Origin of the sequence: Dactylosporangium maewongense (genome assembly GCF_039531485.1) — a bacterium.
In the GTDB taxonomy this organism is placed as follows: domain Bacteria; phylum Actinomycetota; class Actinomycetes; order Mycobacteriales; family Micromonosporaceae; genus Dactylosporangium; species Dactylosporangium maewongense.
The window spans coordinates 16,025-41,085 of the sequence record NZ_BAAAQD010000023.1 but is presented as its reverse complement, the minus strand read 5'-3'; the positions used below and the strand labels follow the sequence as shown (position 1 = coordinate 41,085).

At 71.5% G+C, this 25,061-nt stretch carries 26 protein-coding genes and 1 pseudogene; 14 read left to right on the top strand and 13 right to left on the bottom strand.

The features are described 5' to 3' along the window. Positions 1-33: 33 nt before the first annotated feature. The 4 genes from ABD332_RS43105 to ABD332_RS43090 are packed head-to-tail and all read left to right on the top strand — an operon-like array spanning position 34 to position 2,950. Complete coding sequence (locus tag ABD332_RS43105) at positions 34-462, top strand: DJ-1/PfpI family protein (protein ID WP_344509837.1); 429 nt, start codon at positions 34-36, stop codon at positions 460-462. Between the two features lie 33 nt (positions 463-495). Next, the gene (locus ABD332_RS43100) at positions 496-1,536 is read left to right on the top strand and encodes a phosphotriesterase family protein (protein ID WP_344509835.1); all 1,041 of its coding nucleotides are present in this window, start codon (positions 496-498) and stop codon (positions 1,534-1,536) included. 11 nt (positions 1,537-1,547) lie between these two features. Continuing rightward, positions 1,548-2,213, top strand: coding sequence for a type 1 glutamine amidotransferase domain-containing protein (locus tag ABD332_RS43095; RefSeq protein ID WP_344509833.1), 666 nt, complete (start codon positions 1,548-1,550; stop codon positions 2,211-2,213). Further along, positions 2,210-2,950, top strand: coding sequence for an SDR family NAD(P)-dependent oxidoreductase (locus tag ABD332_RS43090; protein ID WP_344509831.1), 741 nt, complete (start codon positions 2,210-2,212; stop codon positions 2,948-2,950). Before ABD332_RS43095 ends, ABD332_RS43090 begins: the two co-directional genes overlap by 4 nt. Before the next feature lie 81 nt (positions 2,951-3,031). Here ABD332_RS43090 and ABD332_RS43085 read toward each other — a convergent pair whose 3' ends face one another. Beyond that, entirely contained in the window at positions 3,032-3,823 is a 792-nt protein-coding gene (locus ABD332_RS43085; RefSeq protein ID WP_344509829.1) for an SMI1/KNR4 family protein, read from the bottom strand. 201 nt (positions 3,824-4,024) lie between these two features. Beyond that, the gene (locus tag ABD332_RS43080) at positions 4,025-4,351 is read right to left on the bottom strand and encodes a nuclear transport factor 2 family protein (protein ID WP_344509827.1); all 327 of its coding nucleotides are present in this window, start codon (positions 4,349-4,351) and stop codon (positions 4,025-4,027) included. A gap of 48 nt (positions 4,352-4,399) precedes the next feature. Between ABD332_RS43080 and ABD332_RS43075 the strand changes: the two genes are divergently transcribed. Together ABD332_RS43075 and ABD332_RS43070 are read left to right on the top strand one after the other, a co-directional pair. After that, on the top strand, positions 4,400-5,242 hold the full coding sequence (locus tag ABD332_RS43075) for a MerR family transcriptional regulator (RefSeq protein WP_344509825.1): 843 nt from the start codon (positions 4,400-4,402) through the stop codon (positions 5,240-5,242). 30 nt (positions 5,243-5,272) lie between these two features. After that, the gene (locus ABD332_RS43070) at positions 5,273-6,289 is read left to right on the top strand and encodes an endonuclease/exonuclease/phosphatase family protein (RefSeq protein WP_344509824.1); all 1,017 of its coding nucleotides are present in this window, start codon (positions 5,273-5,275) and stop codon (positions 6,287-6,289) included. Between the two features lie 68 nt (positions 6,290-6,357). Here the strand turns inward: ABD332_RS43070 and ABD332_RS43065 are convergent, their stop codons facing one another. The 3 genes from ABD332_RS43065 to ABD332_RS43055 all read right to left on the bottom strand — a co-directional run bounded on the left by ABD332_RS43065 (position 6,358) and on the right by ABD332_RS43055 (position 8,700). Beyond that, positions 6,358-7,224 (bottom strand): S41 family peptidase, encoded by an 867-nt coding sequence (locus tag ABD332_RS43065; RefSeq protein ID WP_344509823.1) that lies wholly within the window; start codon positions 7,222-7,224, stop codon positions 6,358-6,360. 214 nt (positions 7,225-7,438) lie between these two features. Continuing rightward, a complete protein-coding gene (locus ABD332_RS43060; protein ID WP_344509821.1) occupies positions 7,439-8,170 on the bottom strand; it encodes a class I SAM-dependent methyltransferase in 732 nt (243 codons plus the stop codon). Positions 8,171-8,289: 119 nt separating this feature from the next. Beyond that, positions 8,290-8,700: an organic hydroperoxide resistance protein gene (locus tag ABD332_RS43055; RefSeq protein WP_344509819.1), complete on the bottom strand. Its 411-nt coding sequence runs from the start codon at positions 8,698-8,700 to the stop codon at positions 8,290-8,292. 137 nt (positions 8,701-8,837) lie between these two features. Between ABD332_RS43055 and ABD332_RS43050 the strand changes: the two genes are divergently transcribed. The 5 genes and pseudogenes from ABD332_RS43050 to ABD332_RS43030 all read left to right on the top strand — a co-directional run bounded on the left by ABD332_RS43050 (position 8,838) and on the right by ABD332_RS43030 (position 11,704). After that, positions 8,838-9,752 (top strand): AraC family transcriptional regulator, encoded by a 915-nt coding sequence (locus ABD332_RS43050; protein ID WP_344509817.1) that lies wholly within the window; start codon positions 8,838-8,840, stop codon positions 9,750-9,752. Between the two features lie 117 nt (positions 9,753-9,869). After that, positions 9,870-10,226, top strand: a pseudogene (locus ABD332_RS43045) (DUF1963 domain-containing protein); the annotation flags it as partial. After that, positions 10,199-10,555, top strand: a complete 357-nt coding sequence (locus ABD332_RS43040) for a DUF1963 domain-containing protein (protein ID WP_344510140.1) — start codon at positions 10,199-10,201, stop codon at positions 10,553-10,555. The pseudogene ABD332_RS43045 and the gene ABD332_RS43040, both read left to right, overlap by 28 nt. Before the next feature lie 50 nt (positions 10,556-10,605). Then, on the top strand, positions 10,606-11,295 hold the full coding sequence (locus tag ABD332_RS43035; RefSeq protein WP_344509815.1) for a hypothetical protein: 690 nt from the start codon (positions 10,606-10,608) through the stop codon (positions 11,293-11,295). A gap of 82 nt (positions 11,296-11,377) precedes the next feature. Further along, positions 11,378-11,704, top strand: a complete 327-nt coding sequence (locus ABD332_RS43030; RefSeq protein WP_344509813.1) for a DUF2283 domain-containing protein — start codon at positions 11,378-11,380, stop codon at positions 11,702-11,704. A 235-nt stretch (positions 11,705-11,939) separates the two neighbouring features. On the opposite strand, the gene ABD332_RS43025 is transcribed toward ABD332_RS43030, so the two are convergent. Further along, positions 11,940-12,386 (bottom strand): GNAT family N-acetyltransferase, encoded by a 447-nt coding sequence (locus ABD332_RS43025; protein ID WP_344509811.1) that lies wholly within the window; start codon positions 12,384-12,386, stop codon positions 11,940-11,942. Between the two features lie 94 nt (positions 12,387-12,480). Here ABD332_RS43025 and ABD332_RS43020 point away from each other — a divergent pair, with 94 nt between their 5' ends. Then, a complete protein-coding gene (locus tag ABD332_RS43020; RefSeq protein ID WP_344509809.1) occupies positions 12,481-13,908 on the top strand; it encodes a hypothetical protein in 1,428 nt (475 codons plus the stop codon). Here the strand turns inward: ABD332_RS43020 and ABD332_RS43015 are convergent. Next, positions 13,905-14,645: a hypothetical protein gene (locus tag ABD332_RS43015; protein ID WP_344509807.1), complete on the bottom strand. Its 741-nt coding sequence runs from the start codon at positions 14,643-14,645 to the stop codon at positions 13,905-13,907. The two genes, ABD332_RS43020 and ABD332_RS43015, sit on opposite strands and share 4 nt — an antisense overlap. A gap of 185 nt (positions 14,646-14,830) precedes the next feature. Between ABD332_RS43015 and ABD332_RS43010 the strand changes: the two genes are divergently transcribed. Beyond that, on the top strand, positions 14,831-15,412 hold the full coding sequence (locus ABD332_RS43010; RefSeq protein WP_344509805.1) for a dihydrofolate reductase family protein: 582 nt from the start codon (positions 14,831-14,833) through the stop codon (positions 15,410-15,412). A gap of 3 nt (positions 15,413-15,415) precedes the next feature. Here ABD332_RS43010 and ABD332_RS43005 read toward each other — a convergent pair whose 3' ends face one another. The 4 genes from ABD332_RS43005 to ABD332_RS42990 all read right to left on the bottom strand — a co-directional run bounded on the left by ABD332_RS43005 (position 15,416) and on the right by ABD332_RS42990 (position 19,525). Further along, positions 15,416-16,384 carry an SLAC1 family transporter gene (locus ABD332_RS43005; RefSeq protein ID WP_344509803.1) on the bottom strand — a complete coding sequence of 323 codons (969 nt, stop codon included), beginning with the start codon at positions 16,382-16,384 and terminating at the stop codon, positions 15,416-15,418. A gap of 54 nt (positions 16,385-16,438) precedes the next feature. Next, positions 16,439-16,612 carry a hypothetical protein gene (locus tag ABD332_RS43000; RefSeq protein ID WP_344509801.1) on the bottom strand — a complete coding sequence of 58 codons (174 nt, stop codon included), beginning with the start codon at positions 16,610-16,612 and terminating at the stop codon, positions 16,439-16,441. An 86-nt stretch (positions 16,613-16,698) separates the two neighbouring features. Further along, complete coding sequence (locus ABD332_RS42995) at positions 16,699-18,951, bottom strand: catalase (RefSeq protein ID WP_344510138.1); 2,253 nt, start codon at positions 18,949-18,951, stop codon at positions 16,699-16,701. 82 nt (positions 18,952-19,033) lie between these two features. Further along, on the bottom strand, positions 19,034-19,525 hold the full coding sequence (locus tag ABD332_RS42990) for a quercetin 2,3-dioxygenase (protein WP_344509800.1): 492 nt from the start codon (positions 19,523-19,525) through the stop codon (positions 19,034-19,036). A gap of 58 nt (positions 19,526-19,583) precedes the next feature. Between ABD332_RS42990 and ABD332_RS42985 the strand changes: the two genes are divergently transcribed. Continuing rightward, positions 19,584-20,237 carry a TetR/AcrR family transcriptional regulator gene (locus tag ABD332_RS42985; protein ID WP_344509798.1) on the top strand — a complete coding sequence of 218 codons (654 nt, stop codon included), beginning with the start codon at positions 19,584-19,586 and terminating at the stop codon, positions 20,235-20,237. Positions 20,238-20,262: 25 nt separating this feature from the next. Here the strand turns inward: ABD332_RS42985 and ABD332_RS42980 are convergent, their stop codons facing one another. Both ABD332_RS42980 and ABD332_RS42975 read right to left on the bottom strand, forming a co-directional pair. Next, positions 20,263-20,862 carry a sugar O-acetyltransferase gene (locus ABD332_RS42980; RefSeq protein ID WP_344509796.1) on the bottom strand — a complete coding sequence of 200 codons (600 nt, stop codon included), beginning with the start codon at positions 20,860-20,862 and terminating at the stop codon, positions 20,263-20,265. A 14-nt stretch (positions 20,863-20,876) separates the two neighbouring features. Further along, positions 20,877-24,914: a hypothetical protein gene (locus ABD332_RS42975; RefSeq protein ID WP_344509794.1), complete on the bottom strand. Its 4,038-nt coding sequence runs from the start codon at positions 24,912-24,914 to the stop codon at positions 20,877-20,879. Positions 24,915-25,061 lie beyond the last annotated feature (147 nt).

Below are 25,061 nucleotides of genomic sequence, written 5' to 3'. Positions count from 1 at the left end.
GACCAGTTCTCTTGAGAGGCCAGGTCAATCCCCATGACGTTGTCCAACCGTTCGATCGTCGTCTTCGCCTTCGACGGCTACCAGGAGCTCGAGTTCTGGTACCCGGTCCTGCGCGCCCGGGAGGAGGGGGCGGAGGTCAAGGTCGTCGGTCCGGGGGACGGCCCGTGTGAGAGCCACCTGGGCTACCCGATCCTCGGGGACACGGTCCCGGACGAGGTCGTGTCCGAGGACGTGGACGCACTGGTCGTGCCGGGGACGGTGACCGGCCGCCCGGCGGCCAGCGACGAGCAGGTGGCGCTCCTGCGCCGGTTGCGCGCCGCGGAGGTGCCCATTTTCGCCAGCGGCTCCGGCGCCCACCTGGTCCGGGAGCTCGTCCTCGACGTCGATCCCGACCGCGTCGCGGTGGACGCCGACGCCCTTCCCTCCCTGTTCACCCGGCTGCGGACCGAGCTGGCCGGCTGAGCCCCGCTCGCCGACGTCGAAGGAGCATTCGTCATGCAGATCTTCCGTACCGTGCTCGGTGACGTCCCGGCCGAGGAGTCGGGCCGCATCCTCACCCACGAGCACCTGCTCTACGGCTACCCCGGGGCCGAGCTGGACCACCGGACCGTGTTCGACCACCCCGCCGCCGTCGAGCGGGTCAGCGATCAAATCGTCACCGGCATGATCCCCAACGGCTACAACACCCTCATCGACATGACCCCGGCCGAGGTCGGCCGCCACCCGCAGTTCATGGTGGACGTCGCCAAGCGCACCGGCATCAACGTCGTGGCGATCACCGGGTTCTTCCCGGAACGCATGGGCGTGCCGTACTACTGGCGCCGGCAGACCGTCGAGGAGCTCACCGACTTCTTCGTGCGTGACCTCACCGAGGGCATGGTGTTCGCCTGGCAGCAGACGCCGTACAAGGCCGGCGCCATCAAGATCGCCACCGGCCAGGAGAGCGTCTTCCCCAAGCCGAGCCCGGTGGGCGCGTACGGCCGCCACGTCCACGAGGTGGAGGACCGCCTGATCCGGGCGGCCGGCAAGGCGGCCATGGCGACCGGCTGCGGCATCAACACCCACATCGACCCGATGGACTTCGAGGTCACGAACCCGGGACGCGAGCAGCTCGAGATCCTCGACGAGGTCGGCATGGACCTCTCCAAGGTGATCATCGGCCATGCCTTCGTGCCGCCGCAGGTCAACATGATGCGCGAGGTCCTCAAGATGGGCGCGAACGTCCAGCTGGACCACATCGGCATTCCCTGGCGCGTCGGCAGCGCGGAAGAGCTGGACGAGGCGATGGCCAACGCCCTCATCGAGCTCATCGAGGACGGCTACCTGAACCGCATCGTCCTGTCGTTCGACCGGTGGTTCTTCAACCCCCGGGCGACGGTCACCGAGACCGACCCGCAGCTGGAGAACGAGAAGGTCAACCTCAACTACATGTTCACCAGCTGGGTGCCGCGCCTGAAGGCCAAGGGCGTCACCGACGAACAGCTCGACCAGATCATGATTCACAACCCCCGACGCATCCTGTCGATCGCGGTCTGACGGAGGACTGAATGGAACTGCAGAAGGCTCGAGTCGCCGTCCTGGCCGAGAACCTGTACCAGGAGCTGGAGCTGTGGTATCCGGTCCTGCGGCTGCGGGAGGCCGGTGTACGGGTCACGATCGTGGGCTCCCGCGCGGGCGAGGTGTACGCCAGCAAGCTGGGCTACCCGGCGGTGGCCGAGGTCGGCATCGCGGACGTGTCGCCCGACGACTTCGACGCGGTGATCGTGCCCGGCGGGTTCTCGCCCGAGTACCTGCGCCGGGAACCGCGCTTCGTCGAGTTCGTCCGCGCCCTGAACGACCGGGCCGCCCCGGTCGCGGCGATCTGCCACGCGGGATGGCTGCTGGCGACGGCGGACATCGTGAAGGGGCGGGCCGTCACGTCGGTCCCCGTCATCAAGGACGACGTGATTCACGCCGGTGGCGACTGGCGCAACGAGGCCGTCGTGGTCGACGGCAACCTCATCACCTCACAGCTGCCCAACGACCTGCCCCAGTTCCTCGCACGGATCCTCGACGCCCTGGCCGGCAGCGACGCGAAGGGCGGTGACGTCCCGGCCGTCGTCCGTGATGCCACGCCGAGCTCGGCGGTCTACCGCGCGGCCGCCGTGGTGAAGAACCGTGCGGCCGGCCCGGGATCGGCCAACTACCGGGCGTACGCGGTGGCGGGCGAGTGACCGTCGCGCTGGTCGCCGGCGGCGCCACCGGCATCGGACGGGCAACCGTGCGAGCCCTGCGCGCCGCCGGCACCGACGTCTACCTGGCCGACGTCAATGACTCGGCGGCCCGGGAGGTGGCGGCGCAGGAGGCCCCGGGACGGATCGTCGTGGGGCACCACGACCTGGCCGACAGGCACGCGCCGAAGGCCGCCGTGGACGCCGCCCTGGAGGCATTCGAGCGGCTCGACCACGTTGTCGTGACCGCCGGCCTGCACGTCGTCGCCCCCCTGGAGGCCTTCGCGTTCGAGGCGTGGGAAGCGACCATGGCGGTGAACGTGCGGGCGCCCTACCTGCTGGCCCAGGCGGCCGTGGCGGCGCTGGCGGACACCCGCGGAAGCATCGTGTTCACGGGCTCGACCGCGGCCCACCGCGGCAGCCCCGGCACGTTCGCCTACGCCGCGTCCAAGGGTGCACTCATCAGCCTGACTCGATCACTGGCGGTCGAGCTCGCGGGCCGCGGAGTTCGCGTCAACAGCGTGTGCCCGGGGTGGATCGACACCCCGTTCAACGATCCGTACTGGAACGCCCAGGCCGACACCGACGCTGCCCTGAACGGCATCGTCGCGCGGGTGCCGCTGGGCCGGCAGGGCGATCCGGAGGAGGTGGCCGCCCTCATCGTGTACCTGCTCGGTCCGGGCTCGGCCTACCTGACGGGACAGTCCGTGATCATCGATGGCGGCCTGCTCTCCGCCTGAACCACGACAGGGCGGCCGGCCGGGGACGGTGGCTCGACACCACGAGCCCCCGGGCCGTGCCGCGCGCGTCGGCGAGATGGTTCAGGCTTCCAGGCGATGGCCAATGCGGTCGAGGGCCTCCGCGCCCCAGTACGTGCTGAGCTGCGTCGCCAGGCCGCTGGCTGCCCGCACGGTGGTGACGAGGTCGACGAGCAGGTCGTCGCTGGCCGCCCACAGGTAACACTGGCCGGTCTGGCCCCACGCGTCCTTCTCCAGCAGGACCCGCTGGTCGTCGGCGCTTCCGGCGAACCGGTGCCGCTGGCCGTTGCTGTCCGTGGGCCGCTCCTCCAACCGTGTACCGAGACCCGCCCAGGCGGCCGGGTCGAAGCTCGTCACCGGTGCCCGGAGCGTCCGTTCGCCGCACATCGCCTGGTGGTCCCAGATCCGGGTGTACACCAGATCCGAGAACGAAGCCGTGAGCATCGTCCACTCGTCGGTGGGCTCCAGGTCGTCGAACGAGATCATCACGGGCGGGTCGTCGCTGCCGTCGAGCATGACCGCCCAGAAGCAGACTCCCTGATTCTCGATCATGAACGGCAGCAGCTGACGCTCGGCGACCAGATCCCACTCGCGTTCCTGGTCGGACTCGTCGCCGGGCCAGTACTCCTCCATCCGGCCCAGCTCGTGGGCCGCGTACACGCGGTCCTCGTTGCTGAACGCGCGCAGCGTCTCCTGGCCGGCGGTGAGTGAATACCACTCCCGCACCGATGCGGGCAGCGGGAAGCCGCGCGCAGCGGCGAACCGGTCGATGGCCGCGACGGCGTCGGGTGAAATCTCCGCGGTTCGCCCGGCCAGGGCCAACGAACGCGCGTGATACTGCAGCTGGGACAGCATATGTGGAACGCTCCTGAATGCCTTGTGTACGTTGACGCGATGCGATCTTGAAACGCGGGGTGCATCGTACAGAGGCGGTTCAAGGGCAGGCCGGGCCGAAACAACTCCCGCTGACGTGACCGCCCGGCGAGGGTGCCGGAGGTCCTGCCTCACGTCCCCGGCGCGGAGGAGGGTCCTCGGCCATTGCGGCGAACCACGTCCTCACGGCTCGATCACCAGCCGGACGATGGCGGAGCCGCGCAGGGTGAACCGGTAGTGCAGGTCGACCACCCCGCCCGGGAAGTCGCCTTCCAGATGCTGCACCACGTCGTAGCGATCCTCGCCGAGCCGCGTGACGGAGATGAGTTCGGTGGTGTACGTGTACTCGGACGCCGCGCCGGCCAGCCACTCGCGGATCTCATCCGTGCCGTGATGGCTGCGGCCGTCGTCGATCACGGTGGCGTCGGGTGCGTACGACGTGATCGCCCTGTCGACGTCCCGGGCGTTGTGAGCGGTCAGGTATGTCGTGATCGCTGGGGGAAGGTTCATGAGGCCAACGGTGGAGTCTCCCGCAGGGAGAGGGTCAACACTGGAGGCATGCGCCAAGGACTGACCATCGGGGAGTTCGCCACGCTGACCCACCTGAGCGTGCGGACGCTGCGCCGGTACCACGAAGCCGGCCTGCTCGAGCCGGCCACCGTCGACCCGTTCACCGGCTACCGCTACTACTCCCCCGAGCAGATCCCGTCCGCACAGGTCATCCACCGGTTGCGCGAGCTCGACGTACCCCTCGCGGATGTGAAGTCCATCCTCGCCTCCGGCGACCCGCAACGGCGCGCGGACCTCATCGCCGAGCACCTGCGCCGGCTGGAGGCGGAGCTCGACCGGACCCGGGCCGCCGTCGTGTCGCTGCGCCGCCTGCTGCGCCCCGACCCGGAGGACCTCCAGGTCGAGCTGCGCTCCGTGCCCGCCCGTACCGTCGCCGCCATCCGCGGCCACGTCACACTGGAGGACTCGACCAGCTGGTACGACGCCACGATGGCCGAGCTCGACGCCGCGTTCGGCCCGTCCGAACGCACCGGCCCACCCGGCGGGCGTTACGCCAACGAGCTGTTCACCGCCGGCGCCGGGACGATGACGGTGTACCGCCCGGTCCGTGAACCCCGCGTGAGCGGCCCCATCGAGATCGTCGAACTGCCACCGGTCGACGTCGCCGTAGCCGTGCACTCCGGCCGGCACGACGACATCGACGTGACGTACGGCCGATTGGGATCCTGGGTGGTCGAGCATGCCTTGGCCGTCGACGGCCCGGTCGACGAGACCTACGTGGTCGGCCCCCGCGACACCCCGACGCCGGCCGACTGGCGCACCGAGATCGGCTGGCCGGTGTTCCGCCTCACCCCAGGGGACTGCGCGCTCGTCCAACGACCCGCCACGTGACGACTCGCCTGGTCCCCTACCCTTAGCGGGATGATCAGCACCGAGGAGACTCTGCCGGGCACGTCGGCTGCTGCGACCCTACAGCGGCGGCGGTGGTTGACCGTGCTGCTGTGGCTGATCATGGCGCCGTTCGCGGTATGGGCGGCGGTGCGGGTGTTCGGCCTGGAGAGCGGCTACCCGACCATCCAGCTCCTCGCCTTCACCCCGTACGTCGCGGTGGTCTCGTTCGTGCCGCTGGCGCTCGCGGTGCTGACGAAACGGATCTGGCCGGCGGTCGTGGCTGCGGGGGTGGTGGTCGCATTGGCCGCGTGCGTCCTGCCGCGCTGGATCGCCGACACCGGCGCCGGGGCTCAGACAGGACCGACGCTGCGGGTGATGACCGTCAACATGCTCTACGGCCAGGCCGACCCCGGCCAGATCGTGCGCCTCGTCCGCGACGGCGCCGTCGACCTGCTCGCCGTCCAGGAGTACACCGCCGAAGCGCGTGCCGCACTGCATGCGGCCGGGCTGGACGAGACAATGCCGGACGCGGTCACCTACCCGCGGGCCGACGCGGGCGGCTCGGCCGTCTACAGCCGCTTCCCGCTCACCGACAAGGGGTACCGGCAGCTCGCCGGCGGCTTCATGCAGGCGCACGGCAGAGTACAGGTGCCGGGCGCCCCGGAGGTGTACGTCGAGTCGGCGCACCCGTGCGCCCCGATGGGCCGCGTGACGGACGCCTGTTGGCACGCCGATCTCGCGGCGCAGCCGGCGGCGACCCCGAGCGGACCGGTCAGCGTGCTCATGGGCGACTTCAACTCGACCCTCGACCATGAGGCGTTCCGCGGGGTGGTGGCGAAGGGGTACCACGACGCCGCCGACACCGCCGGTGCCGGGCTGTCCACGTCGTGGCCCTACGACAACCGGTGGTACTTCCCGAGCGTGACGCTCGACCACATCCTCGCCGACAAGCGCGTCGGAGTGCGGAAGGTCGTGATCCATCGCATCGCGGGGAGCGACCACCGGGCCGTGTTCGCCGAACTCGTGCTCCCGAAGGCCAGCGGCTGACCCGCGCGGAAAGATTCCTGACGGCCCTGCGAACTGCCCTGATCCTGGCCCGGCTCACCCAGCAGCCGTCAGCGCAGCGCCTCCACCGCGGTCTCGATCACCGTGTCGGGCGGGCTGACGACGTCGGGCACGACGCCGGCGCCCTCCCAGTTGGTGCCGGTGATGCTGTCGACGACGTACGCCTCGGGCAGGTACGCCAGGACCGTCGGCGCCAGCCGGATCGGCGTGATGTGATCGGCGGCGCCGGGCGTGGTTTCACCCACGACGGCCACCCTGCCCCGTGCCTGCAGGTGATACGCGAGCGCTTCGCCGGACGAGAACGTGCCCGGGCCGACGAGGACGGCGACCGGCTGCCGCAGACTCGTGCCGGACGGCAGGGCGGGTGTCCACCACTGGCGCCGCCGGTCCGGGTACACGACCTCGGACAGCTGCGTCGGCGCATCCCCGAGCAGCCGGCCGGCGATGTGCGCCACCGTTGCCGGGTCGCCGCCCCCGTTGGCGCGCAGGTCGAGCAGGATCCGGGCCGAGCCGTGAGCGAGGGCGAACGCGGCGTCGAGATACGGCTGGGCGAGGCTGACGGCGTCGAGGTCATCGACGCTGATGAGGCAGGTGCCGTCCGCCAGCCGCCGCACCTGCGAAACGCACGCGGCCCGAGCCCGGACCACGTCCGGGTCGGGATCCGGCCACCCCGGCGACACGGTGTCGGGCCGGCCGGTGCCGCCGGGCTCGAAGGTGAGCGCGAGATGGCGGGAGACCGTCCACGCACACTGTTCGACCGCCACGCAGTCGGCGCCGGTGACCGGGGTGTCCGCGGCCCCAAACCGTTCGGTGAGCACGGCGATGAGCGCGTCGCGTCGCGCGCCGGATGGCATCAGCCGCGGCAGCCAGCCGGTGAGCCGCTCGACGAGGTCATGCACCAGCAGGACGTCGGACATGACCGAACGGTAGAGCAGCGGGTCCGCGTCCAGCAGCCTCGACCGCTACGCCCGCAGCGAACCGGCTTCGCGCCCTGCACAGATCAAGTCGGGCAGCGAACGGCGTCGGCGCCGACAGCGACGGCACGCGGATTCTCACTGCGCAGCAACGAGCGGACAGCGGCTCCGGACGCCAAGATCGTGACCGGTGGCGCGGCGGGTCGGGCCGCGATGGTCAGGTTGCGCGTCGTGCGGCGACGATGAGGAAGTTCGGCAAGTGGACGTAGGCGTCGATGCCGTCGGGGCCGTCGGAGGCGACGTCGGGGGCGAGTCCGGGCTCGGCGATCTCGGTCAGGTGGCAGCCGAGGCTGGTGAGCTGGTTGAGGTAGGTCGAGAGGGTGCGGTGGAAGTTGGCGCCGCTGGGCCCGGGGATCTCGTACTCGGCGAGGTAGCGGTGCGTGCGGTACTCACCGTGGTCGCGCCAGGCGGTCCACAGCTGTTCGAAGCAGGGGTGGTTGACAGTGAACACGAACAGTCCGCCGGGTTTGAGCGCGTGCACGCACGCCTGCATGGCGCCGGTCCAGTCCGGGATCGCGGGCAGGACCATGCTGGCGACCACGGCGTCGAACGGTGCGCCGAGGTCCGGCAGGGCGCACAGGTCGGCCTGAATGTACCGGATGCCTTGCGGCGCAACGGTTTCCTGCTCCACCGCGAAGTCGAACAGGGACTGGCCGGGCTCGACGCCGACGGTCCGGGCGCCGCGCCCGGCCAGCATCCGGCTGAGATAGCCGTTGCCGCAGCCCGCATCAAGCACCCGCCGCCCGGCCACGTCGCCGAGCATGTGCAACAGGACGGGGTTGATCAGGTGGCGCTTGGCGAAGTCGCCGTCGTGCGCCATCTGCTCCAACAAGGTGCGGGGCATCGTTCCCCAGCGTTGGATGGCCATGTCGTTGGTCCACTCGGTCACGATGTGCTCCCTCTGGTCCTTGTCATGCTGATGAGTCTGGTGGGCTCACCGAGCTGTGTCATGCGGCGGGTTCCTGCGTCGCGGACTCCGGTGGTCGCGATCCAGGCGGCGTCCGGCGGTTACCCGGCGAGCAGTTCGACTGGGATGTTGCCGCGTGTGGCGTGGGAGTACGGGCACACCTGGTGAGTGGCCTCGATGAGTTCGCGACCGGCTTCCCGGGGCAGGCTTTCCGGCAGCTTCGTCCGCAGGGTGACTTCGAGACGGAAGCCGCCTTGCCCGTTCGGGACGAGGCCGACCTCAGCGGTGACCGACATGCCGGAGACGTCGATCTTCTTCTTCTGCGCCACCAGCTGCATCGAGGTGGCGAAGCAGGCGGCGTAGCCGGCCGCGAACAACTGCTCGGGGTTGGTGCCGTCGCCGGTGCCGCCCAACTCCTTCTGGAGGGCGAGCGTGACGTCCAACTTGCCGTCCGAGCTGAAGGCGCGGCCGTCGCGGCCGGTGGCGGTCGCGACGGCGGTGTAGTGGCTCATGTCCTGCTCCTCTGGTAACAGACCGATCAGTTGACTGCATTCACCGTATGGAGATCAAAGACCGCTCTCCATGGTTCTAGGTCTTCGATCCATGTCTGATCGTCTCGATCGGTGCCGTCGGGCGATACGATCTGGAGATGGACGTACTCAGTGACGCCATCCGCGTCATGCGCACGGGACGGCCACATTCCGCCGAGATCCGCAAACGTGTCCCGTGGGGAGTGCGGGCCGAGCCGTTCTCCGGGGCCGGCTTTCACGTGGTGCTGGAAGGGACGTGCTGGCTGATCCCGCCGGATGGCGCGGCGATCGCGCTGGGTCCGGGCGATGTGGTGTGCCTGCCGCACGGTTGCGGGCACGCGCTGGCCGACAGCCTGTCCAGGCCGTTGGCGGGCGCACCCTCGGCCGCCCTGCCGGAGGTGGTGCCGAGTGCCGACGACGGCGAAGGCGCCGCCACGATCCTGTTGTGCGGCGCCTACACGCTCGACCAGACCCGGCCGCATCCACTGTTCCAGGAACTGCCCGAGGTGATTCACCTGCCGGCTCGCCTCGGCCACCGCTCGCCGCTGCACGCTGCTGTCAACCTGCTCGGCGACGAGATCGCCAACCCCGGCCACGGAACCGAAGCCGTCGTTTCGGCTCTGCTGGACATGATGCTGCTCTACATCCTGCGGGCCTGGCTCGCCGACCAGACCGAGGGCGGCCCGGCCACCGGTTGGGCCGCGACGCTGGCCGATCCCGCGATCACCGCGGCGCTGCGCCACATCCACCAGGAACCCGCCCGGCAGTGGACGGTCGAAGCGCTGGGCGCGAAGGCCGGGCTGTCGCGGGCGGCCTTCTCTCGCCGGTTCACCTCACTGGTCGGCAAACCACCCCTCGGCTACCTGACCTGGTGGCGGATGACCTTGGCAGCGCGACTGTTGCGCGACAGCAACACATCGGTGCAGACCATAGCGCAGAGCGCCGGATACACCTCCGAATTCGCCTTCGCCAAAGCGTTCAAACGGGAGCAAGGCCTAGCCCCTGGCCAGTACCGCCAGCACTCGCGAAGGTGATCCCTGCGCGCGTTACCTGCGGCAGATCGTGCACTCATAGTTGCCGTCGGTGCGCATCCAGCCAACCGAAGCGTGTGACGCGGACGCTGCGGTGACCCGGTTCGGGGGTGTCCACTCGTTGGCATGGGCTTCGCGTGGCCGACGAAGGACGACGGCCGACCGCTGAGTCTGATCGGCAAGTGGCGTTGCGACGAGCTGAACCGGTGGATCGGCGAGCAGCTCCTGCCGGCCGACAGCCTGCTCTGCTTCTTCTTCGACGTGGAGGAACAGGCCGGCTGGGGCCTTACCCCGCAGGACGTCCGGGGCTGGCGGGTCACTGTCACCGACACTGCCACCGCTTCCCCCGCGCAGTCGCCCGCCGGCGCGGTCACCTATCCGGCCATTGCTGCGGAGGGACGCCGGGTGCTGACGATGCCGCATTCGGAGGAACCTGCGATTGAAGCCATCTGGGCCTGGCCACTCCTGCATCCCTGACCTACGAACGCCTCCGGCTCGATACTGGACCCGGTCGCGTTCACCGCGCCTTCGGATGGCCGGATCCGCAACAGCATCCGATGCATCTCGACTGCCAACTCGTCTCCAACGGCATCGAACTCACGGCGGCCGGCTACCGCGACCCACGCGTCCCGGATCTTCAGGCTGACGCCGCAGGCTGGCGGCTGCTGTGGCAGGTGGACACCGACTTGCACGGCCTCGGGATCGAGTGGATGTGGGGCGACATGGGCAAGCTGTACTTCTGGATCCGCAGTGAGGATCTTGCCATCGGCTGCTTCGACCGAGTCTGGGTCCTCGTACAGGGCTGAGGCCGAACGTCTCAACTCATCGGCTGCACGCGTAGCCGTAGGATGCGGTCGTGGTGTCGTCGCTGTCGTTGTCGCTCGAGAGAGCGCTGCATGCGCGGTCCGCCGAGCAGGTGCGGGTGATCGTGCGGATCGACGGCGTCGACATCAGCCACGCCAACGGCGACGACGGCCCGGACCCGTGGGACGCGCTGGTGCCGGTGAACCGTTTCGTGGCGACCGGCGACCTCACGACCGCAACGCTTGCCTGCTGCCCGAGCTGCGGCCCGGACTGCTGCGCGATCGAAGCGCGGGTCCGCCGCGAGGGCGACGTGGTGCGCTGGGAGGTGGGTGACCGGCGCGGCGTTCGTCATGTGGGCGAGCGGCGCACGATCCTGTTCGATGCCGCGGCGTACGACGCCGAGGTTGCCCGCATCGAGGCCGACCGCAGCTGGGAGACGGCGATGCACCGGGCCGGGCGGCTCATCCTCGCCGGCCTTGCCCTGCCGTCAGGGATCGAGGGCGTGCGGGTCGGCGTGATCGGCACCGGAGAACTCGAGGTGTGGCTCGAGGAGCCGGACGAGTACCAGATCTGGGTGGACGCCCCGTGGGACCCGCAGCGGCCCGACGAGAGCGCCGCCGCGGTGCGGGCGATGCTCGCCGGACCCACCGCCGACTGGCCCGCGCGGTGGCACAGCATCAAGGGGGGCCGCGAGGACCCGCCGGCGTACGCCGGTCCGTCCTGGCGGCACTTCGAGTTGTAACGGAACAGCGCGAGTGGCGCCCGGCTTCAGCCGCCGTACGGCACGGTCCGGACCGCCATGGCGTTTCAGGCTACGCCGACGCGTGAACGTCGTTGAAGCTCTGGAAGCATTTCGCCTGCAACAGGCAAGATTGACCGTCGTGGGACGCTGGGGCATGGCTCAGTTGAAGGTCACCTACGACGAGACCGTGAATGCGGCCTACATCTACCTCAAGCCCGGAGCCGAGGGCGCCAGAGTGGCCCGCATGTACGCGTGCGACCCGATCGGGGTCGACGGAATGATCAATCTGGACTTCGACGGATCCGGCCGCCTCGTCGGCGTCGAGGTGCTGGCCGCGCGCACGAAGCTTGCACCGGAGCTGCTCGCGATGGCCGAGGACATCACCGAGCCAGATCAGAGCGCCGAGTAGCGGTGCGGTGGGCGTCGACGCGACAGGGCGGGTAGTGGATCGTCGGGATCGGGTGGCCGGGGGCTTGTTGGGTGTGCACGCCGGGGACACGCTCGGGGCGGCCGTGGAGTTCTCGTCCTGGGCGAGTATTCGTGACCGGTACCCCGGCGGGCTGCGGGACATCGTGGGAGGTTCGGCACCGCCGCCGACTCGCTGTGCGGCCGGTGACGGTACCGCGGCAGGAGGTGAACGGCCGTCAGGGTAGGTCCCGGCGCAGGATGTGGTTCAGGCCGAAGTCCGTCTCGATGGAGCGGACGTCGACGTAGCCGAGGCGGCGGTAGAAGTCGTGCGCGGTGATGCTCGCGCTGGTCTCCATGTGGTCGTAGCCGTCGGTCACGGCCAGCGCCTCGATGTGGCGCAGGAGGAGTCGTCCGATGCCGCGGCCGGCGGACGTCGGGTGGACGAACATGCTGTGGACCTTGTTGCCGGCGCGGGAGATCGTGCCGGTGATCCCGTCTGTTTCGGCGACGAACATCTGCCGTTGCGCGGCGAGTTCCTGGACGCGTTGCGCCGTGAAGTGGACGCACATCCGCTCGATGATCTCGCTCGGGTAGTCGCGGCTGTTGACCTCGCGCAGGCAGCGTTCGATGATGCCGGCCACGGCGTGGGCGTCGGCATTGTCGAAGCGTCGAATCGTCACCATCGATCCATCGTGCCAGCATCAGACGCCGACACGCCCGGGTTCGGCACGGACACTGCCGGCCGCCACGACCACCAGGGCCGGTAGGGTTCGGCGCATGTCCAAGCTGGCCGGGAGTCTGTCGGCGGTGTTCGCCGGGTACGCCGAGTTCTGGCTCGGGGTGTCGCGGCCGGTGCCGGAGTTCCGGGTCGAGGTGCACGGGCCGGACCTGGAGCTCACGGTCGAGGTGGACGGGAGCGAGCGGCGGGTGGTCGGGCGGCTGTCCGCCTACGCGGTGCTGGCGCACCGGTTCTGGGCCGCGGTCCTGCCGCCGCCGGTGGTCATCCCGTCGCTGATCCGCGAGGGCAACGAGGGACGCGACTGGGCACAGTTCGACGACGAGCACGCCGGAGCACCGCTGCGGGAGGCCGCGGCCTGCCTCGAAGCGGCGGGCGAGCGGACCGAGGCGGCCCTGGTCCATCGGCTCCTGGCGGCCACCGACGGCGACTGGGGTGTCCCGCCGTGGACGAGCGACAAGGACTACACCGGCCATCACCAGGTGCCGGTGTCGTTACTGGCGGAGGTCCGGCGCCGCAGCCCGGTCGTGGACCGGATCGCCGGCCGCAAGTCCTGGAACGCCACCGGTACCGTCAAGGCGCTGCAGGCCGGCGTCGGGGTGAGCGACCCGTTCGACCGGCTGGCCCTCGCGCACCTCTCCGCGCATGCGATCGGTGAGTGGATGTGGTCGGAAGGGCTCAAGCACGACGAGGCGCTCCGGTTCCTGCTGGCGTTGACGACCGACCCGGACGCCGCCGGCATGGTGGCGCTCGGCGGGGCCGAGGACATGGGGCTGGCGCTGGCCCGGCAGCGGGCGTACGCGGAGGCGATCCCGTGGCTGACCGCCTGCATCGACGGCGGCGTCCGCGTGGCCGAGCTGGCCGCGGCCCGGCACGAGTGCCGGCTGGCGGTCGGCGACCCTGCCGCCGACGACGACTGGGCCCTGGTCGAGCGGACCATCGGCGCACCGGACGCCAAACGGAACCGCGGCGAGGCGTACTGGAACGACGTCCGGTTCTCGGGCGGTCTCGCCGCCAGGCTCGCGGTGGCCCTGGCCCGGGCCGCGGAGGCCACCGCGCTGCGGGCCGCCGGTGAGGATCTGTGGCTCGTCGAGCAGGTCCGCCGGTACGGCCGCGACACCGCACGCAAAGGCATCGAGCGGCTGCTCAAGAAGCGGGCCTACACGCCCGGCGACGCCGAGGCCGCCGCGCTGCGCGCCCGCGCCCAGGACCTGTGCGAGCAGGCGTTGCGCACGGCCGGGCCGGAGGCGGCGGACACGACACCCACCACCGTGGAGGGCGGCAAGGACCGGGAGCGGTTCTTCCGCGCCAATGCGCTGTTCGGCTCGGTCGGCCGGGCCCGCGAGGCACTCGGCGACCGCGACGGCGCGCTCGCCGCCTACACCGCGGCCCGCGACATCGCGCTCGCCTCCGGCATCACCGGCGACTGGTGGGACGGCGACGTCCAGCGGGTCGGAAACGCCGCTTAGGGAACGTCGACGACATCCACCACCTCGCCCTCGTACGTCCACACTTCCGGGGGCGGGCCGAACGCGCGGCGAGCGGCCCGCACGGCCAGACTGGCGACGGCGGCGTTGGCGCCACCGCCGATCACCGCGCCGATGCCGAACGGCGCCACCCGGCCGAGCACGATGATGCCCTGCCTGGTCCCGTACTTGGTGATGAAGTTCCTGCCCAGGATCTTGTTGATCTGCCGCAACGTCTCGGTCGGCACCTTGGCGACGACCTGACGCCCCCAGTGCTGCCCCGTGCGCTCGGCGACCTTGCTGATGGTGGCGGAGCTGGTCCCGCCGAGCATGATGCCCATCACGATCGTCCGGCGGCGCTCCAGCTCGTCGATGGGGACGCCGTGGATCTCGGCGACCGAGAGCGCGAACAGGGCGGTCAGCTCGAGCGATGAGAGCACCTCGCCCGCCGACAGCGCCAGCGCGACCCCCGTGCCGACGCCGGGCGCGGCCGCGGCCCCGCCGACCGCGGCACCCGTCCCGGCCAGGGCGCTGACGTACATCCGCTCCAGGTTGCGGATCACCTGCGCTGGTGTCGCGTCCGGGTTCCGCTGGCGGGCCCGGGCGATGTTCCTGGCCACCAGCGAGCCGTGGACGCCGATCGCCTTGTCCAGCACGTCGAGCACCCGTTGCCCACGTCCGGCCGCCGGAACCGGACCTTCGGGGGCATCGGTGTCCACATCGTCGTCGCGTGCCGTCATGACCGAATCGTGCACGTCGGCCGGCGACAAGGGCACCGCCGAACATCCAGTTCTCCGCCGTTGCTTCGGGCACGCGCACTCCCGCGGAAATATTCTGGTGCGATGTCGGATCGGGTGGCGGCCGTTCGTAGACATGAGTGAGGGCGGCCGACAGAGGGCCGCCGCACGAACCGAAGGGAACCGACATGACCGCGATCTACACCTGGGACGTCTTCTCCACGCTCGACGGCTACGGCTCCTACGCCGAGCCCGGCGACTGGGGCGGCTACTGGAGCAAGCAGGGCCCCGAGCTGCTCGCGCACCGCGCCGCGCTGTTCGACACCCCGCAGCGCATGGTCTTCGGCGCCACCACCTTCCGGGAGAACGCCGAGATCATGTCCTCCGGCATCGACCCCCACACGCTCGACGAGTGGAACGTCCGGACGATGCGGATGCCGGCGACGGTGATCTCCTCCACGTTGCGGGACACGCTCGGCTGGCCCGACGCGACCATCGTCAGCGGCGACGCGGTGGACATCGTCAAGCGGCTCAAGGAGGAGTCCGATGTACCGCTGCGCTCGCAGGCCAGCCTGTCGCTGAACTGGGCGCTGATGGCCGCCGGACTGGTCGACCGCCTGCAGGTGACGATCTTCCCGGTCATCTCCGGCCTGACCGGCACCAGCCCGATCCTCAAGGGCGCCGCCGACTTCGACCTCGAGCTGCTCGAGAGCCGGACCCTCGACGGGCGCACCCAGGAGCTCGTGTACCGGCCGACCCGCCGGCGGTGAGGTTCAGCGCAGCTGCGGCAGGAAGCGGTGCCGGGCGAGCGCCGCTGTCGTCTCGGCCGCGAGGGCGGCGACGAGCGCGGTGATCGCCAGGATGACGACCCAGGCCCAGATCCGGGCTCCCGGTGGGTGGCCGTAGGCGATCCAGTGCAGCCCGAACGTGGCGACCGCCGCGTACGGGAACGCGTACGCCCAGAACCCGGAGCTGAAGCGCAGGTGGCGGTACATGCCGATGAGCCGGAGCTGGACGAGGGCCGCCAGGAGCGTGTAGCCGGCGAGCCCGAAGGCCACGGCGTCGACCTTGCCGTGGGTGATGGCCAGGTACGCCAGGCCGGCGAGGGCGGGCGGCGCCGCCAGGATCGCCAGGGTGGGTTGCAGCTGCGGGGGAAGCGGCCCGCGGAAGTACAGCCGGGCCAGGATCATCGACTCGATGACGAGCCACGACACGAGCCCGAGGCCGAAGAACACCCGGGCGAGGCCAGGCCAGCCGGCGAGCGCCGCGCCGATCGTGGCGATGAGCCCTCCGGCGACCGTGGGCAGCACGTACCCAGGGTGCAGCTTGTCCATGTCGAGGCCGCCGGCGATCCACTGGCCGGTCATCCACCCGGCCAGCACGACCGTGACGATGGCGAACACCCCGAACAGCCACTGACCCGCCCCGCGGTCGTGCCGCATCAGGCCGATGGACAGCAGCATGCCGACGATCGGGATCAGCGAGATGAACGGTCCCAGCACCGGGTCGGTCAGTTCGGCGCCCCAGCCGCCGGCCCGCCGCGACACCTGCGTGACGTAGCCGACGAGCAGCGTCAGCCAGACCGCGGCCGCCAGTATGCACAGGATGTCGGACACGAGGGCGGGCGCGAATCCCAGCACCGCGGCGTAGCCCCAGCAGCCGGCAAGGCCTGTCAGCCCGTACGCGATGCCGAACAGATTCGGTGTGATCCCGACGCGTGGCTCATTCGTCCGTGCGTTCACCGCGGCACGCTACCCGCCGATCCGGCCGTTATGCCGGTGCCGTGGTGCCGGGCATCAGTCGCAGCCGCCGGTTGCCAGCGTGCCCGCGACCCGGCCGCCGATTCGTTCGGGGAGACCGGTGACCGCTCCGACGACGCACGCCGGCACCGACTCCGGCACCGGCGCAGCGGCCGGTTCGATCCGCTCGATCACCAGCGCCGTGACAGCGAGCGCGGCGAAGGTCAGCACGAACGCACCCACCCCGAGCACCGCCCGCCGATGCGACACCCGGTCATCGTGCCACCGATCCCCGGCGCTCACCGCCCACGCGGCGGTCAGACGATCGTGGCGGGGAACCGCTCCCAGACCCGGTGCGCGCCCATCAGCCGCAGCACGTCCGCGAAGACCTGCTCGGCGGCATCGCCGGTGACGACGCCCGGTGAGCCGGTGACGCCGGTCGCGGTCAGCACCGTGGTGCCCGCGCCCCAGGCGCCGATCGCCTTGGCGTGCCGCCAGCACTCCTCGACCAGCAGCAGGACCCGCGGGTCGACAGCGGCGTCGGCGGGCTTGGCGTCGCGGGACGGGGGCGCGTCGGGTGCGGGGACGGGCGCGCCGGCGAGCAGCAGGGCGTCGAACTCGATCGACCGGCCGGTGGCGAACGTCCGCTGCACCGGCAGGCCGCCGGCCATCCCGCCGTGCGGTGCGATCAGCAGCGGCACCATGCCGGCGGCGAACACGGCCTCGCGGAGGGCTCGTACATCGGCCATGTCGCCTTCAGGGTCGACGACGACGCCGACGGTGCGGCCGTCCGGCGGCCACACGCGCCCCACCTGTGACAGGGCAGGGCTCGGCGTCACCGCGGCCACGGGCGCGGCCGGCTGCGGGGCGGGCAGGCCCAGCCCGGCGGCCACCTGCGCGCACAGCACCGGGTCGATGTTGGCGAGGGCCTGCAGCTGCCGTTCCTTGATCGCCTGCTCGTAGCACTTGCCGAGCTCGAAGGTGTACGCGCGGACGATGTGCTCCTGCTCCACCGGCGACATGCTGGCCCAGAACAGCCGGGCCTGGCTGAAGTGGTCGTCGAACGACGCCGGGTTGGCGCGGATCTTCGGCGCCTCCGCGACGGTCACCGGGGTGTCGGAGAAGGCGTGCTCGGCGTCGCCGGCGACGAAGGGGTTGCCTCCGTCGAGGGAGTTCGGCCGGTACGGTGCGACCCCGGCGTGCACGGCCTGCTGGTGGAAGCCGTCGCGGAGCATGTCGTTGACCGGCGCGTGCGGCCGGTTGATCGGGATCTGCGCGAAGTTCGGGCCGGCGAGCCGGGTGATCTGGGTGTCGAGGTAGGAGAACAGCCGCGCCTGCAGCAGCGGGTCGTTGGTGACGTCGATGCCGGGCGGCAGGTGGCCCGGGTGGAACGCGACCTGCTCGACCTCGGCGAAGAAGTCCCGCGGCGTCTGGTTGAGGACCATCTTCCCGACCGCCTGCACGGGTGCGAGCTCCTCCGGCACGATCTTCGTCGGGTCGAGCAGGTCGATCCCGGCGAACGTCTCGTCCGGCGTGTCCGGGAACACCTGGACGCACAGCTCCCACTCGGGGTAGGCGCCGGACTCGATCGCGTCGTACAGGTCGCGGCGGTGGAAGTCGGGGTCCATGCCGCTGAGCAGCTGCGCCTCCTCCCACACCAGGGAGTGCACGCCGAGCTTCGGCTTCCAGTGGAACTTCGCCAGCACCGTCTCGCCGGCGTCGTTGACCAGCCGGAACGTGTGGATGCCGAAGCCTTCCATCATCCGGAACGAGCGGGCGATGCCCCGGTCGGACATGTTCCACATGACGTGGTGCTGCGCCTCGGTGTGCAGCGACACGAAGTCCCAGAACGTGTCGTGTGCGCTCTGCGCCTGCGGGATCTCGCGGTCCGGGTGCGGCTTGCCGGCGTGGATGATGTCGGGGAACTTGATGCCGTCCTGGATGAAGAAGACCGGCATGTTGTTGCCGACCAGGTCGAACGTGCCCTCCTCGGTGTAGAACTTCGTCGCGAAGCCCCTCGTGTCGCGCACGGTGTCGGCGGAGCCGCGGGACCCCAGTACCGTGGAGAACCGCACGAAGACGTCGGTCTCCTTGCCCTTCCTGAGGAAGCCGGCCCGGGTCAACGTGTCCGCGGTGCCGTAGCCGGTGAAGACGCCGTGCGCGCCGGCGCCGCGCGCGTGCACCACCCGCTCCGGGATCCGCTCGTGGTCGAAGTGCGTGATCTTCTCGCGGAGGTGGTGGTCCTGCAACAGGGTCGGCCCGCGCGGCCCGGCCTTGAGCGAGTGGTCGGTGTCGCGCAGCCGCGCGCCCTGCGCCGTGGTCAGGTATGCGCCCTGCTGTCCGTTCGCCGCGGGCGGCGCGCCGGTCTTCTCCCCCGTCGGCGTGCGCGTGTCGGGGCCACCCTGGTCCTGCTTCGCCGGCAGCGGCGGCGCCGGCGCCGTCGGCTCCTCGACCGTCGGCGTCCCGCTGCCCGGTGACCCGGGCACGTCGGGCGTCAGCAGGTCGGCCACCTTCTCTGCGGCGGCTTCGACGGCGTGCTTGACGGCCTTCGCGGGCTTGCTGGTGACCATGGCGAGTACCTCCATGAAGTGGGCTCATGCAGGCCTTCCGGACTACCCCGGGCAGGTCCGGACAAACGTCTCCACGGCCCGTTCAGTGCCCGGGTGGGGGTCCGAGGAGCTCGATCGCGTGCTGGGCCGCGGCGTGGCCGAGGGCGACGGGATCGATCGGTCCGGGGTCGGGCAGCCGGGGCGCCCGCGCCGGCTCGCCGACCGCCGCGGCGAACCGGTCGAAACCCGACGGCGTGGTGATCTGCAGGGTGCGCAGGGGTTCGTCGGCGCCGACGACGAACGAGTGCGGCAGTCCCGTCGGCAGCAGGACGAAGTCACCCGGGCCGGCCGGCAGCACCTGCCCGTCGCAGTGGAACTGCGCCGTGCCGGACAGCACGTAGAACAGCTCGTCCTCCTCGAGGTGCCGGTGCAGCGGTGGCGCGAAGCCGGGCGGATTGACGAACTCGACGACCGTGAGACGCCCCCGCGTCTGCGCACCGGCCGCCTTGACCGTCACCAGGCTGCCGAGGAACCACAGCGCCTCGCCCTCGCCGTCGCGCCGCACGTACGGACGGACCTGTTCCGTGTCTGACATGCCCCACTCCATTCGCCATACCGCTGTCTAATGAATACGTTGCTAGTATGGCGGAACCATGAGTGATGTCAACGGCAAGCCGCGGCGGCGGTACCAGTCGTCCGTCCGCGAGGAGGGCGCCCAGCGGACCCGCCGCGCGATCGTGGCCGCGGCCGGCGAACTGTTCGTCGAGCGCGGGTATGTCGTCACCTCGCTGGCCGAGATCGGCGCCGCCGCCGGCGTCGCCCGGCCGACCGTCTTCGCCGCCTTCGGCTCCAAGCCCGCCCTCCTCAAGCAGGTGCTGGACCAGGCGCTCGCCGGCGACGACGAGCCCGTGGCCGTCGCCGACAGGCCGTGGTTCCGCCCCGTCTGGGACGCCACCACGCCCGGCACGGTCCTCGACGCCTACGCCGACGCGTGCGTCGTCATCGCCCGCCGCGCCGCGCTGCTGTTCGAAACCGTCCGCAGGGCGGCCGACGACGCGCCGGAGGTCGCCGAGCTGTGGGACACCCTGCAGCGCAACCGCCGGGCGGGCGCGGCGATGGTCGTCAGGCAAGTCCAGACGCTCGGCACCCTCGCCCCGCCGCTCGACACGGAGACCGCGACGGACGTGCTGTGGATCTACAACGACCCGGGCCACCACGCGGCCCTGGTGTCGCAGCGCGGCTGGCCCGAGGACGCGTTCCGCCGCTGGCTGGCCACCAGCATGCGCCGCGCGCTCCTGCCCGGCTGACCGCTCGCGGCCCGGGCGGCGGTGCTCAGTGCGTGGGGACGTAGCCGGTGCGGTCCGCGTCGGTGATCTGGCGCAGCACCCGGGCGGGGTTGCCCACGGCGAGCGCGCCGGCGGGCACGTCCCGGGTGACGACGCTGCCGCCGCCGACGACGGCGCCGTGGCCGACGGTCACACCGGGCAGGATCGTCACGCCGCCGGCGATCCACACGCCGTCGCCGATCGTGATCGGCCTCGCCCGGCAGCCGCCGGCCTTGCGCTCGGCGAGGTCCAGGGCGTGGTCGGCGGTGTAGAGGCCCACCTTCGGGCCGATCAGTACATCGTCGCCGATCGTGATGGGTGCGCCGTCGAGCATGACGCAGTCGAAGTTGGCGAAGAACCTCGCGCCGACGTGGATGTTCGTGCCGAACTCGCACCGGAACGTCGGCTCGAACTGCGCGCCCTCGCCGACGGTGCCCAGCACCTCGCGGAGCAGGGCCTCCCGTTCGGCCTGCGGTCGCCCGTACGAGGCGTTGTAGGCGTTGGTCGCCAGCACCGCCCGCTGCCGGGCGCCGATCAGCTCGGCGGTGAGGTCGTCGTACATCGCGCCGGTGGCGATGTGCGCGAACTGCTCGGAAAGGCTCGCCATGGGGATCAGGCTCCTCAGCACGGGTTGACGTAGGCCAGCCGTGGCACGAGCGTCCTCCACTCGTGCGGCGACAACGGCTTCTGGACGAGCCGGCACGCGGCGACCATCGGGTCGCCGGCGATGTGCCGCAGGGTCGGTGTCGTGCCTGGCTGGGCGGGGTTCTTCCAGACGGCGATCCAGTCACCGATACGCCCGTTCGTCCGGTAGACGCGGACCGCCCGGTAGTCGTCGCGTTTGCCCATCAGCTGGAGTTCGCCGGTCGAGACGTTCACCGCCTGCTTCTTGCCCGCCACGATGACGGATGCCCATCGCCCGTCGTCGGTGAGGTAGACCGCCGACGTCAAGGGACCGCCGAGCGGGACGACCCGCTGCTGCCCGGTGGCGAGCCGCACGATCCGGAGACTGCCGTCCCGCTGCCCGAGCACGGCGACGTCGTCGCCGACCGCGGCCGAGGTGTACCGGTCGCCGGGCCCGACGTACACCGGTGGCAGGTGCTGGTTCCACACCGACCAGTTCCCGGAGGCGTCCGCGAACACGCCGCCGTCCATCAGCAATTCGCCGGTGGCGGTGACCCGCGGCGGATCCTGGGTCAGGTCCAGCAGCCGCGTGGTGTCGCTGGAATCGGATCCGAGCAGCACCGAATCGTCGCTGACGAGCTCGGCCGTGTCCACACCGGTCGCCAGCGTCCGCCTCGCCGGCGGGTCCACGCCGAAGTCGACGAACGCGACGACGCCATCGGACAGGACCACGGCACGGTCGTCATGACCGGGGACGACTTTCACGAGTTCGTCGGCCTCGACCGAGCGGACAGGCACGCTCCGCACGTCGATCAGGCGGCCGTCGACGAAGACGAGCCGGTTCCCGTAGGTCAGGTCCGCCGCGTCGGCGTCGATCCGCAAGCGCGGGCGACCGGGATCAGCGGGGTCCCAGATCGTGACGGTTCCGTCGGCCGAACCGGTCACCAGGATCCCGTCGCTGACCTCTGCGTCGAGCTTGCCGGCCGCGTCGGCGAGCGGCGTGACCCGGGGCGGGTCGGCCGCGAAGTCGATCACACGGACGTGAGTACCGCCGCCACCGCCGGCGAACACCCACCTTGCGGAGCTGGTCACCGTCTCCGTGACGTCGGTCGTCAGGGGCACCTCACGCGCCGGCCAGGCGCGGGCGTCGAAGGCGGTCAGCCGCCCGTCCGGGTACCGGCACAGCAGCCAGCCGTCCGGGCCGGCGCTCAGCTCGGCCTCGTCGTCGATGTGGGCGGACTCCAGCCGTGGATTCGACAGCTGCCACACCAGGCGGGGCGACCTGTCCGACACCGCCCAACTGCCGTCGTTGAACAAGTCCGACAGCGGTCCGGTGTCACCCAGCGGGACCGGACCGGCAGCCGACGTGTCGGCAGGCCCCCACGCGGTGCCACGGCCGCCGGCATCGTTGATCATCAGCCACTGGTCGCCTTCGACGATCTCGTTCGCCGCCCGCCGCCAGGTCAGCACCTCGCCCGTCGCGAGCAGGTCCAGGACGGACCCGAGGTCCACCAGTGACGACTTGTCGGAGTCCAGCTCCGCCGCGGCGGCGCGCAGCCGCAGCGCCGTCATCGGATCGGACTCCTGCAGGGTGTCCGCCTTGTCGATGAGCTCGGCCGCGTCGTCGCTGTCCTCGGCCGCGATCGCCGCCTCGAGACGGTCGCGGGCCACCGGGAACGACACCGTCACCAGCAGCGCCGGCAGCACGAGCATCGCCACCGCCGTGACGCCGAGGCGAGCGGCCCGCCTCGGTGGCGGGCGCTCACCGCGCAGGATCGCGCCGACCTCCGCGCCCGTCTCCACCAGCCGCCCGTAGCGGCCGGGGCGGTGCCCGGCGGCGAGGCGCTCCAGCAGGCGGGCGTGGCGGAACTGGTACACCGAACCCAGCTGCCGCAGGATCGCCCGCTCGTGCGCGTCCTCGAGGAACGTGAACAGTCGCCACGGCAGCCGCCGCCACAGGACCAGCCACCCGTGCGCGATCATGTACGACACGCTCGGCGCGCCGGAGCCGAGCAGCACCGCGCCGAACGCGACCAGCGCCGCCCACGGCGCCGCCTCCAGCGGGGAGTCGGTCGACATCCCGGCGAACTGGACCAGCGACCCGCTGCTCATGCCGGACGTGACCATCGTAAGCAGCGCGTCGCCGAGGCCCGCGGTCACCGCGCAGCTCAACGCGGTGACGGTCAGGCTGATCAGGTCGCCGCGCAGCACCGTGCGCGGGGTGAGCGGGGTGTCGGCCTCGACCGGCGTGGCGAACCACCGCCCGACGCCGACCGGCAGGCCGACGGTCGCGCCGACGACGAGCACCGTCAGCAGCCCGGCGATGAGGCCGCTGCGCAGGTCGCGCTCGGACACCCCGGCGACCACGCCGAGCGTGAGCCCGGCGGGCAGCCCGAACGCCAGGCCCATGCCGAGCCCGGAGACCAGCCGCGGCACCAGCAGGCCGGGGCGGGGCGCCGCCCGGTTCGGCGTGGAGCCGCGGCCCAGCGCCAGGCCCTGCAGGACCACGCTGAGCGCCATGCCGAGGCCGGTACCGAAGACCAGCAGCTGGATGAGCTGGTAGAGCAGGCCGATCCCGCCGGAGGTGGCGCGGCCGGCGAAGTACCAGCCGGTCGCCGCGCAGACGACGAGCGCGCCGGCGAGCCCGTCGCGGGCCGCCGCGCCGACGAGCCCCGTCCAGCGCCGCCGGCCGGTCGCGGGCGTGTTGGTGGCGGTCATGCCGCGGGCCGCGTTGAGCCCGGCCACCGTGCCGGCCGCGAGCCCGATCCCGGCGCCGAACAGGGCATCCGGCGCCGCGCCGTACCCGAAGGGCTGCACGTATGCCGTCGCGGCGGCACCCACCGCCGCGATCACGGCCGCGACGGACCAGACCACCACCCCGGTCGGCACCGCCCGCGCCAGGTGCCACCAGGCGAGGTTCGGTGTCGCGAGCCGCTCCTGCAGATGCGCCGCCAGGAACGACAGCGCCCGCTCGGCGACCGGCAGGCGGGCGGCCGGGTACACCGTCGGCAGGAGCCGGTCGAGCAGGTGCTGCTGGATCGCGGGGACGTCGGGCAGCGCGCACAGCTCCGCCGGCGTGGTGTGCGGCCGCTCGTAGACGGCCCGTGCGAGCGCCGTCATCAGCGGCGTCGACAGGGCGGTGGCGAGCGGACCCGCCGGATCCTGCCGCATCCGCTCGACCACCTCACGCCAGCGGTCGGCGTCGACCTGCTCGCCGGTGATGAACGCGATCGAGTCGCTGACCCGGATGGGCCTGATGACCGCCAGCGCGGCGAGGCGCAGCGGCGCGACGTCGGCGAGCGCGGCGTTGAACTCGGCCCGCCGGCAGGTGACCACCGTCTGCAGCCCGCCGACCCCGGCGACGTCGTTGAGCGCGTCGAACACGTCCGGCAGCAGCCCGGCGGGCATCTCGTCCAGCCCGTCCAGCACCGGCAGGACCAGCCGCTCGGCCACCAGACGCGCGGCGGCGTCCGGGCCGTACCGTGCGGCGTCGGCGAGCTCCGGGTAGTCCTCGACCAGCCGCCGCGCGATCCACTCGTGCAGCGTCTCCTGGTCGGCGCGCCAGGCGGCGAGGCTCAGCAGGACCGGCACGGGCCGCTGCACGGACACCGGGTCGTCGTCCCGGCCGGCCGCGGCCAGCACGAACAGCATCGCCACGGTCGACTTGCCGGCGCCCGGCTCGCCGAGGATGACCAGCTGACGGTGCTGCAGCCGGCGGAACGCGTCCACCAGTGCGGCGGCCGGTTCCCGTCCGGTCGTCTCGTCGACGAGGTTGCCGGGCGTGACGGTCAGCGACGCCGGCCGGCCGGGCACGGCGTTCTCCCAGCGCAGCTGCAGCGGCCGCGGGTGGCGCAGCCGGCGGTCCCCGACCTCTTCGTGCCACTGCTGGAGGATCTGCCGGCGCAGGAACCTGGCGGCCTCCAGCAGGCGTTGATGGTCGGGCGTGCCCGGCCCGGTCGCCGTGACCGACTGACGCCAGGCGATCGCCGCGAACACGAGCTGCCCGAGGCCCGCGACCAGGCCGATCGTGTCCACCGCGCGACCGAACGGCTGCAGGCCCCAGCCGACGGTGATCGACCCTGTGACGACAGCGACGGTGGCCAGCCACCGCCAGCGCGGACGCGGCACTCGCCGTGGACGGGATGGGGACACGGCGTCATCATGTCGCACCGCGGCGACCCC

Excerpts from the sequence above, each read along its gene's own strand:
- ABD332_RS43065 (WP_344509823.1), bottom strand. The coding sequence starts at position 7,224 with ATGTCCGACGTCCTGCTGGTGCATGACCTCGTCGAGCGGCTCACCGGC.
- ABD332_RS43055 (WP_344509819.1), bottom strand. The coding sequence starts at position 8,700 with ATGAGCCACTACACCGCCGTCGCGACCGCCACCGGCCGCGACGGCCGC.
- ABD332_RS43070 (WP_344509824.1), top strand. The coding sequence starts at position 5,273 with ATGATCAGCACCGAGGAGACTCTGCCGGGCACGTCGGCTGCTGCGACC.
- ABD332_RS43080 (WP_344509827.1), bottom strand. The coding sequence starts at position 4,351 with ATGAACCTTCCCCCAGCGATCACGACATACCTGACCGCTCACAACGCC.
- ABD332_RS42990 (WP_344509800.1), bottom strand. The coding sequence starts at position 19,525 with ATGTCAGACACGGAACAGGTCCGTCCGTACGTGCGGCGCGACGGCGAG.
- ABD332_RS42980 (WP_344509796.1), bottom strand. The coding sequence starts at position 20,862 with ATGGCGAGCCTTTCCGAGCAGTTCGCGCACATCGCCACCGGCGCGATG.
- ABD332_RS43025 (WP_344509811.1), bottom strand. The coding sequence starts at position 12,386 with ATGGTGACGATTCGACGCTTCGACAATGCCGACGCCCACGCCGTGGCC.
- ABD332_RS42985 (WP_344509798.1), top strand. The coding sequence starts at position 19,584 with ATGAGTGATGTCAACGGCAAGCCGCGGCGGCGGTACCAGTCGTCCGTC.
- ABD332_RS43095 (WP_344509833.1), top strand. The coding sequence starts at position 1,548 with ATGGAACTGCAGAAGGCTCGAGTCGCCGTCCTGGCCGAGAACCTGTAC.
- ABD332_RS43085 (WP_344509829.1), bottom strand. The coding sequence starts at position 3,823 with ATGCTGTCCCAGCTGCAGTATCACGCGCGTTCGTTGGCCCTGGCCGGG.
- ABD332_RS42995 (WP_344510138.1), bottom strand. The coding sequence starts at position 18,951 with ATGGTCACCAGCAAGCCCGCGAAGGCCGTCAAGCACGCCGTCGAAGCC.
- ABD332_RS43105 (WP_344509837.1), top strand. The coding sequence starts at position 34 with ATGACGTTGTCCAACCGTTCGATCGTCGTCTTCGCCTTCGACGGCTAC.
- ABD332_RS43010 (WP_344509805.1), top strand. The coding sequence starts at position 14,831 with ATGACCGCGATCTACACCTGGGACGTCTTCTCCACGCTCGACGGCTAC.
- ABD332_RS43020 (WP_344509809.1), top strand. The coding sequence starts at position 12,481 with ATGTCCAAGCTGGCCGGGAGTCTGTCGGCGGTGTTCGCCGGGTACGCC.
- ABD332_RS43050 (WP_344509817.1), top strand. The coding sequence starts at position 8,838 with ATGGACGTACTCAGTGACGCCATCCGCGTCATGCGCACGGGACGGCCA.
- ABD332_RS43015 (WP_344509807.1), bottom strand. The coding sequence starts at position 14,645 with ATGACGGCACGCGACGACGATGTGGACACCGATGCCCCCGAAGGTCCG.
- ABD332_RS43075 (WP_344509825.1), top strand. The coding sequence starts at position 4,400 with ATGCGCCAAGGACTGACCATCGGGGAGTTCGCCACGCTGACCCACCTG.
- ABD332_RS43100 (WP_344509835.1), top strand. The coding sequence starts at position 496 with ATGCAGATCTTCCGTACCGTGCTCGGTGACGTCCCGGCCGAGGAGTCG.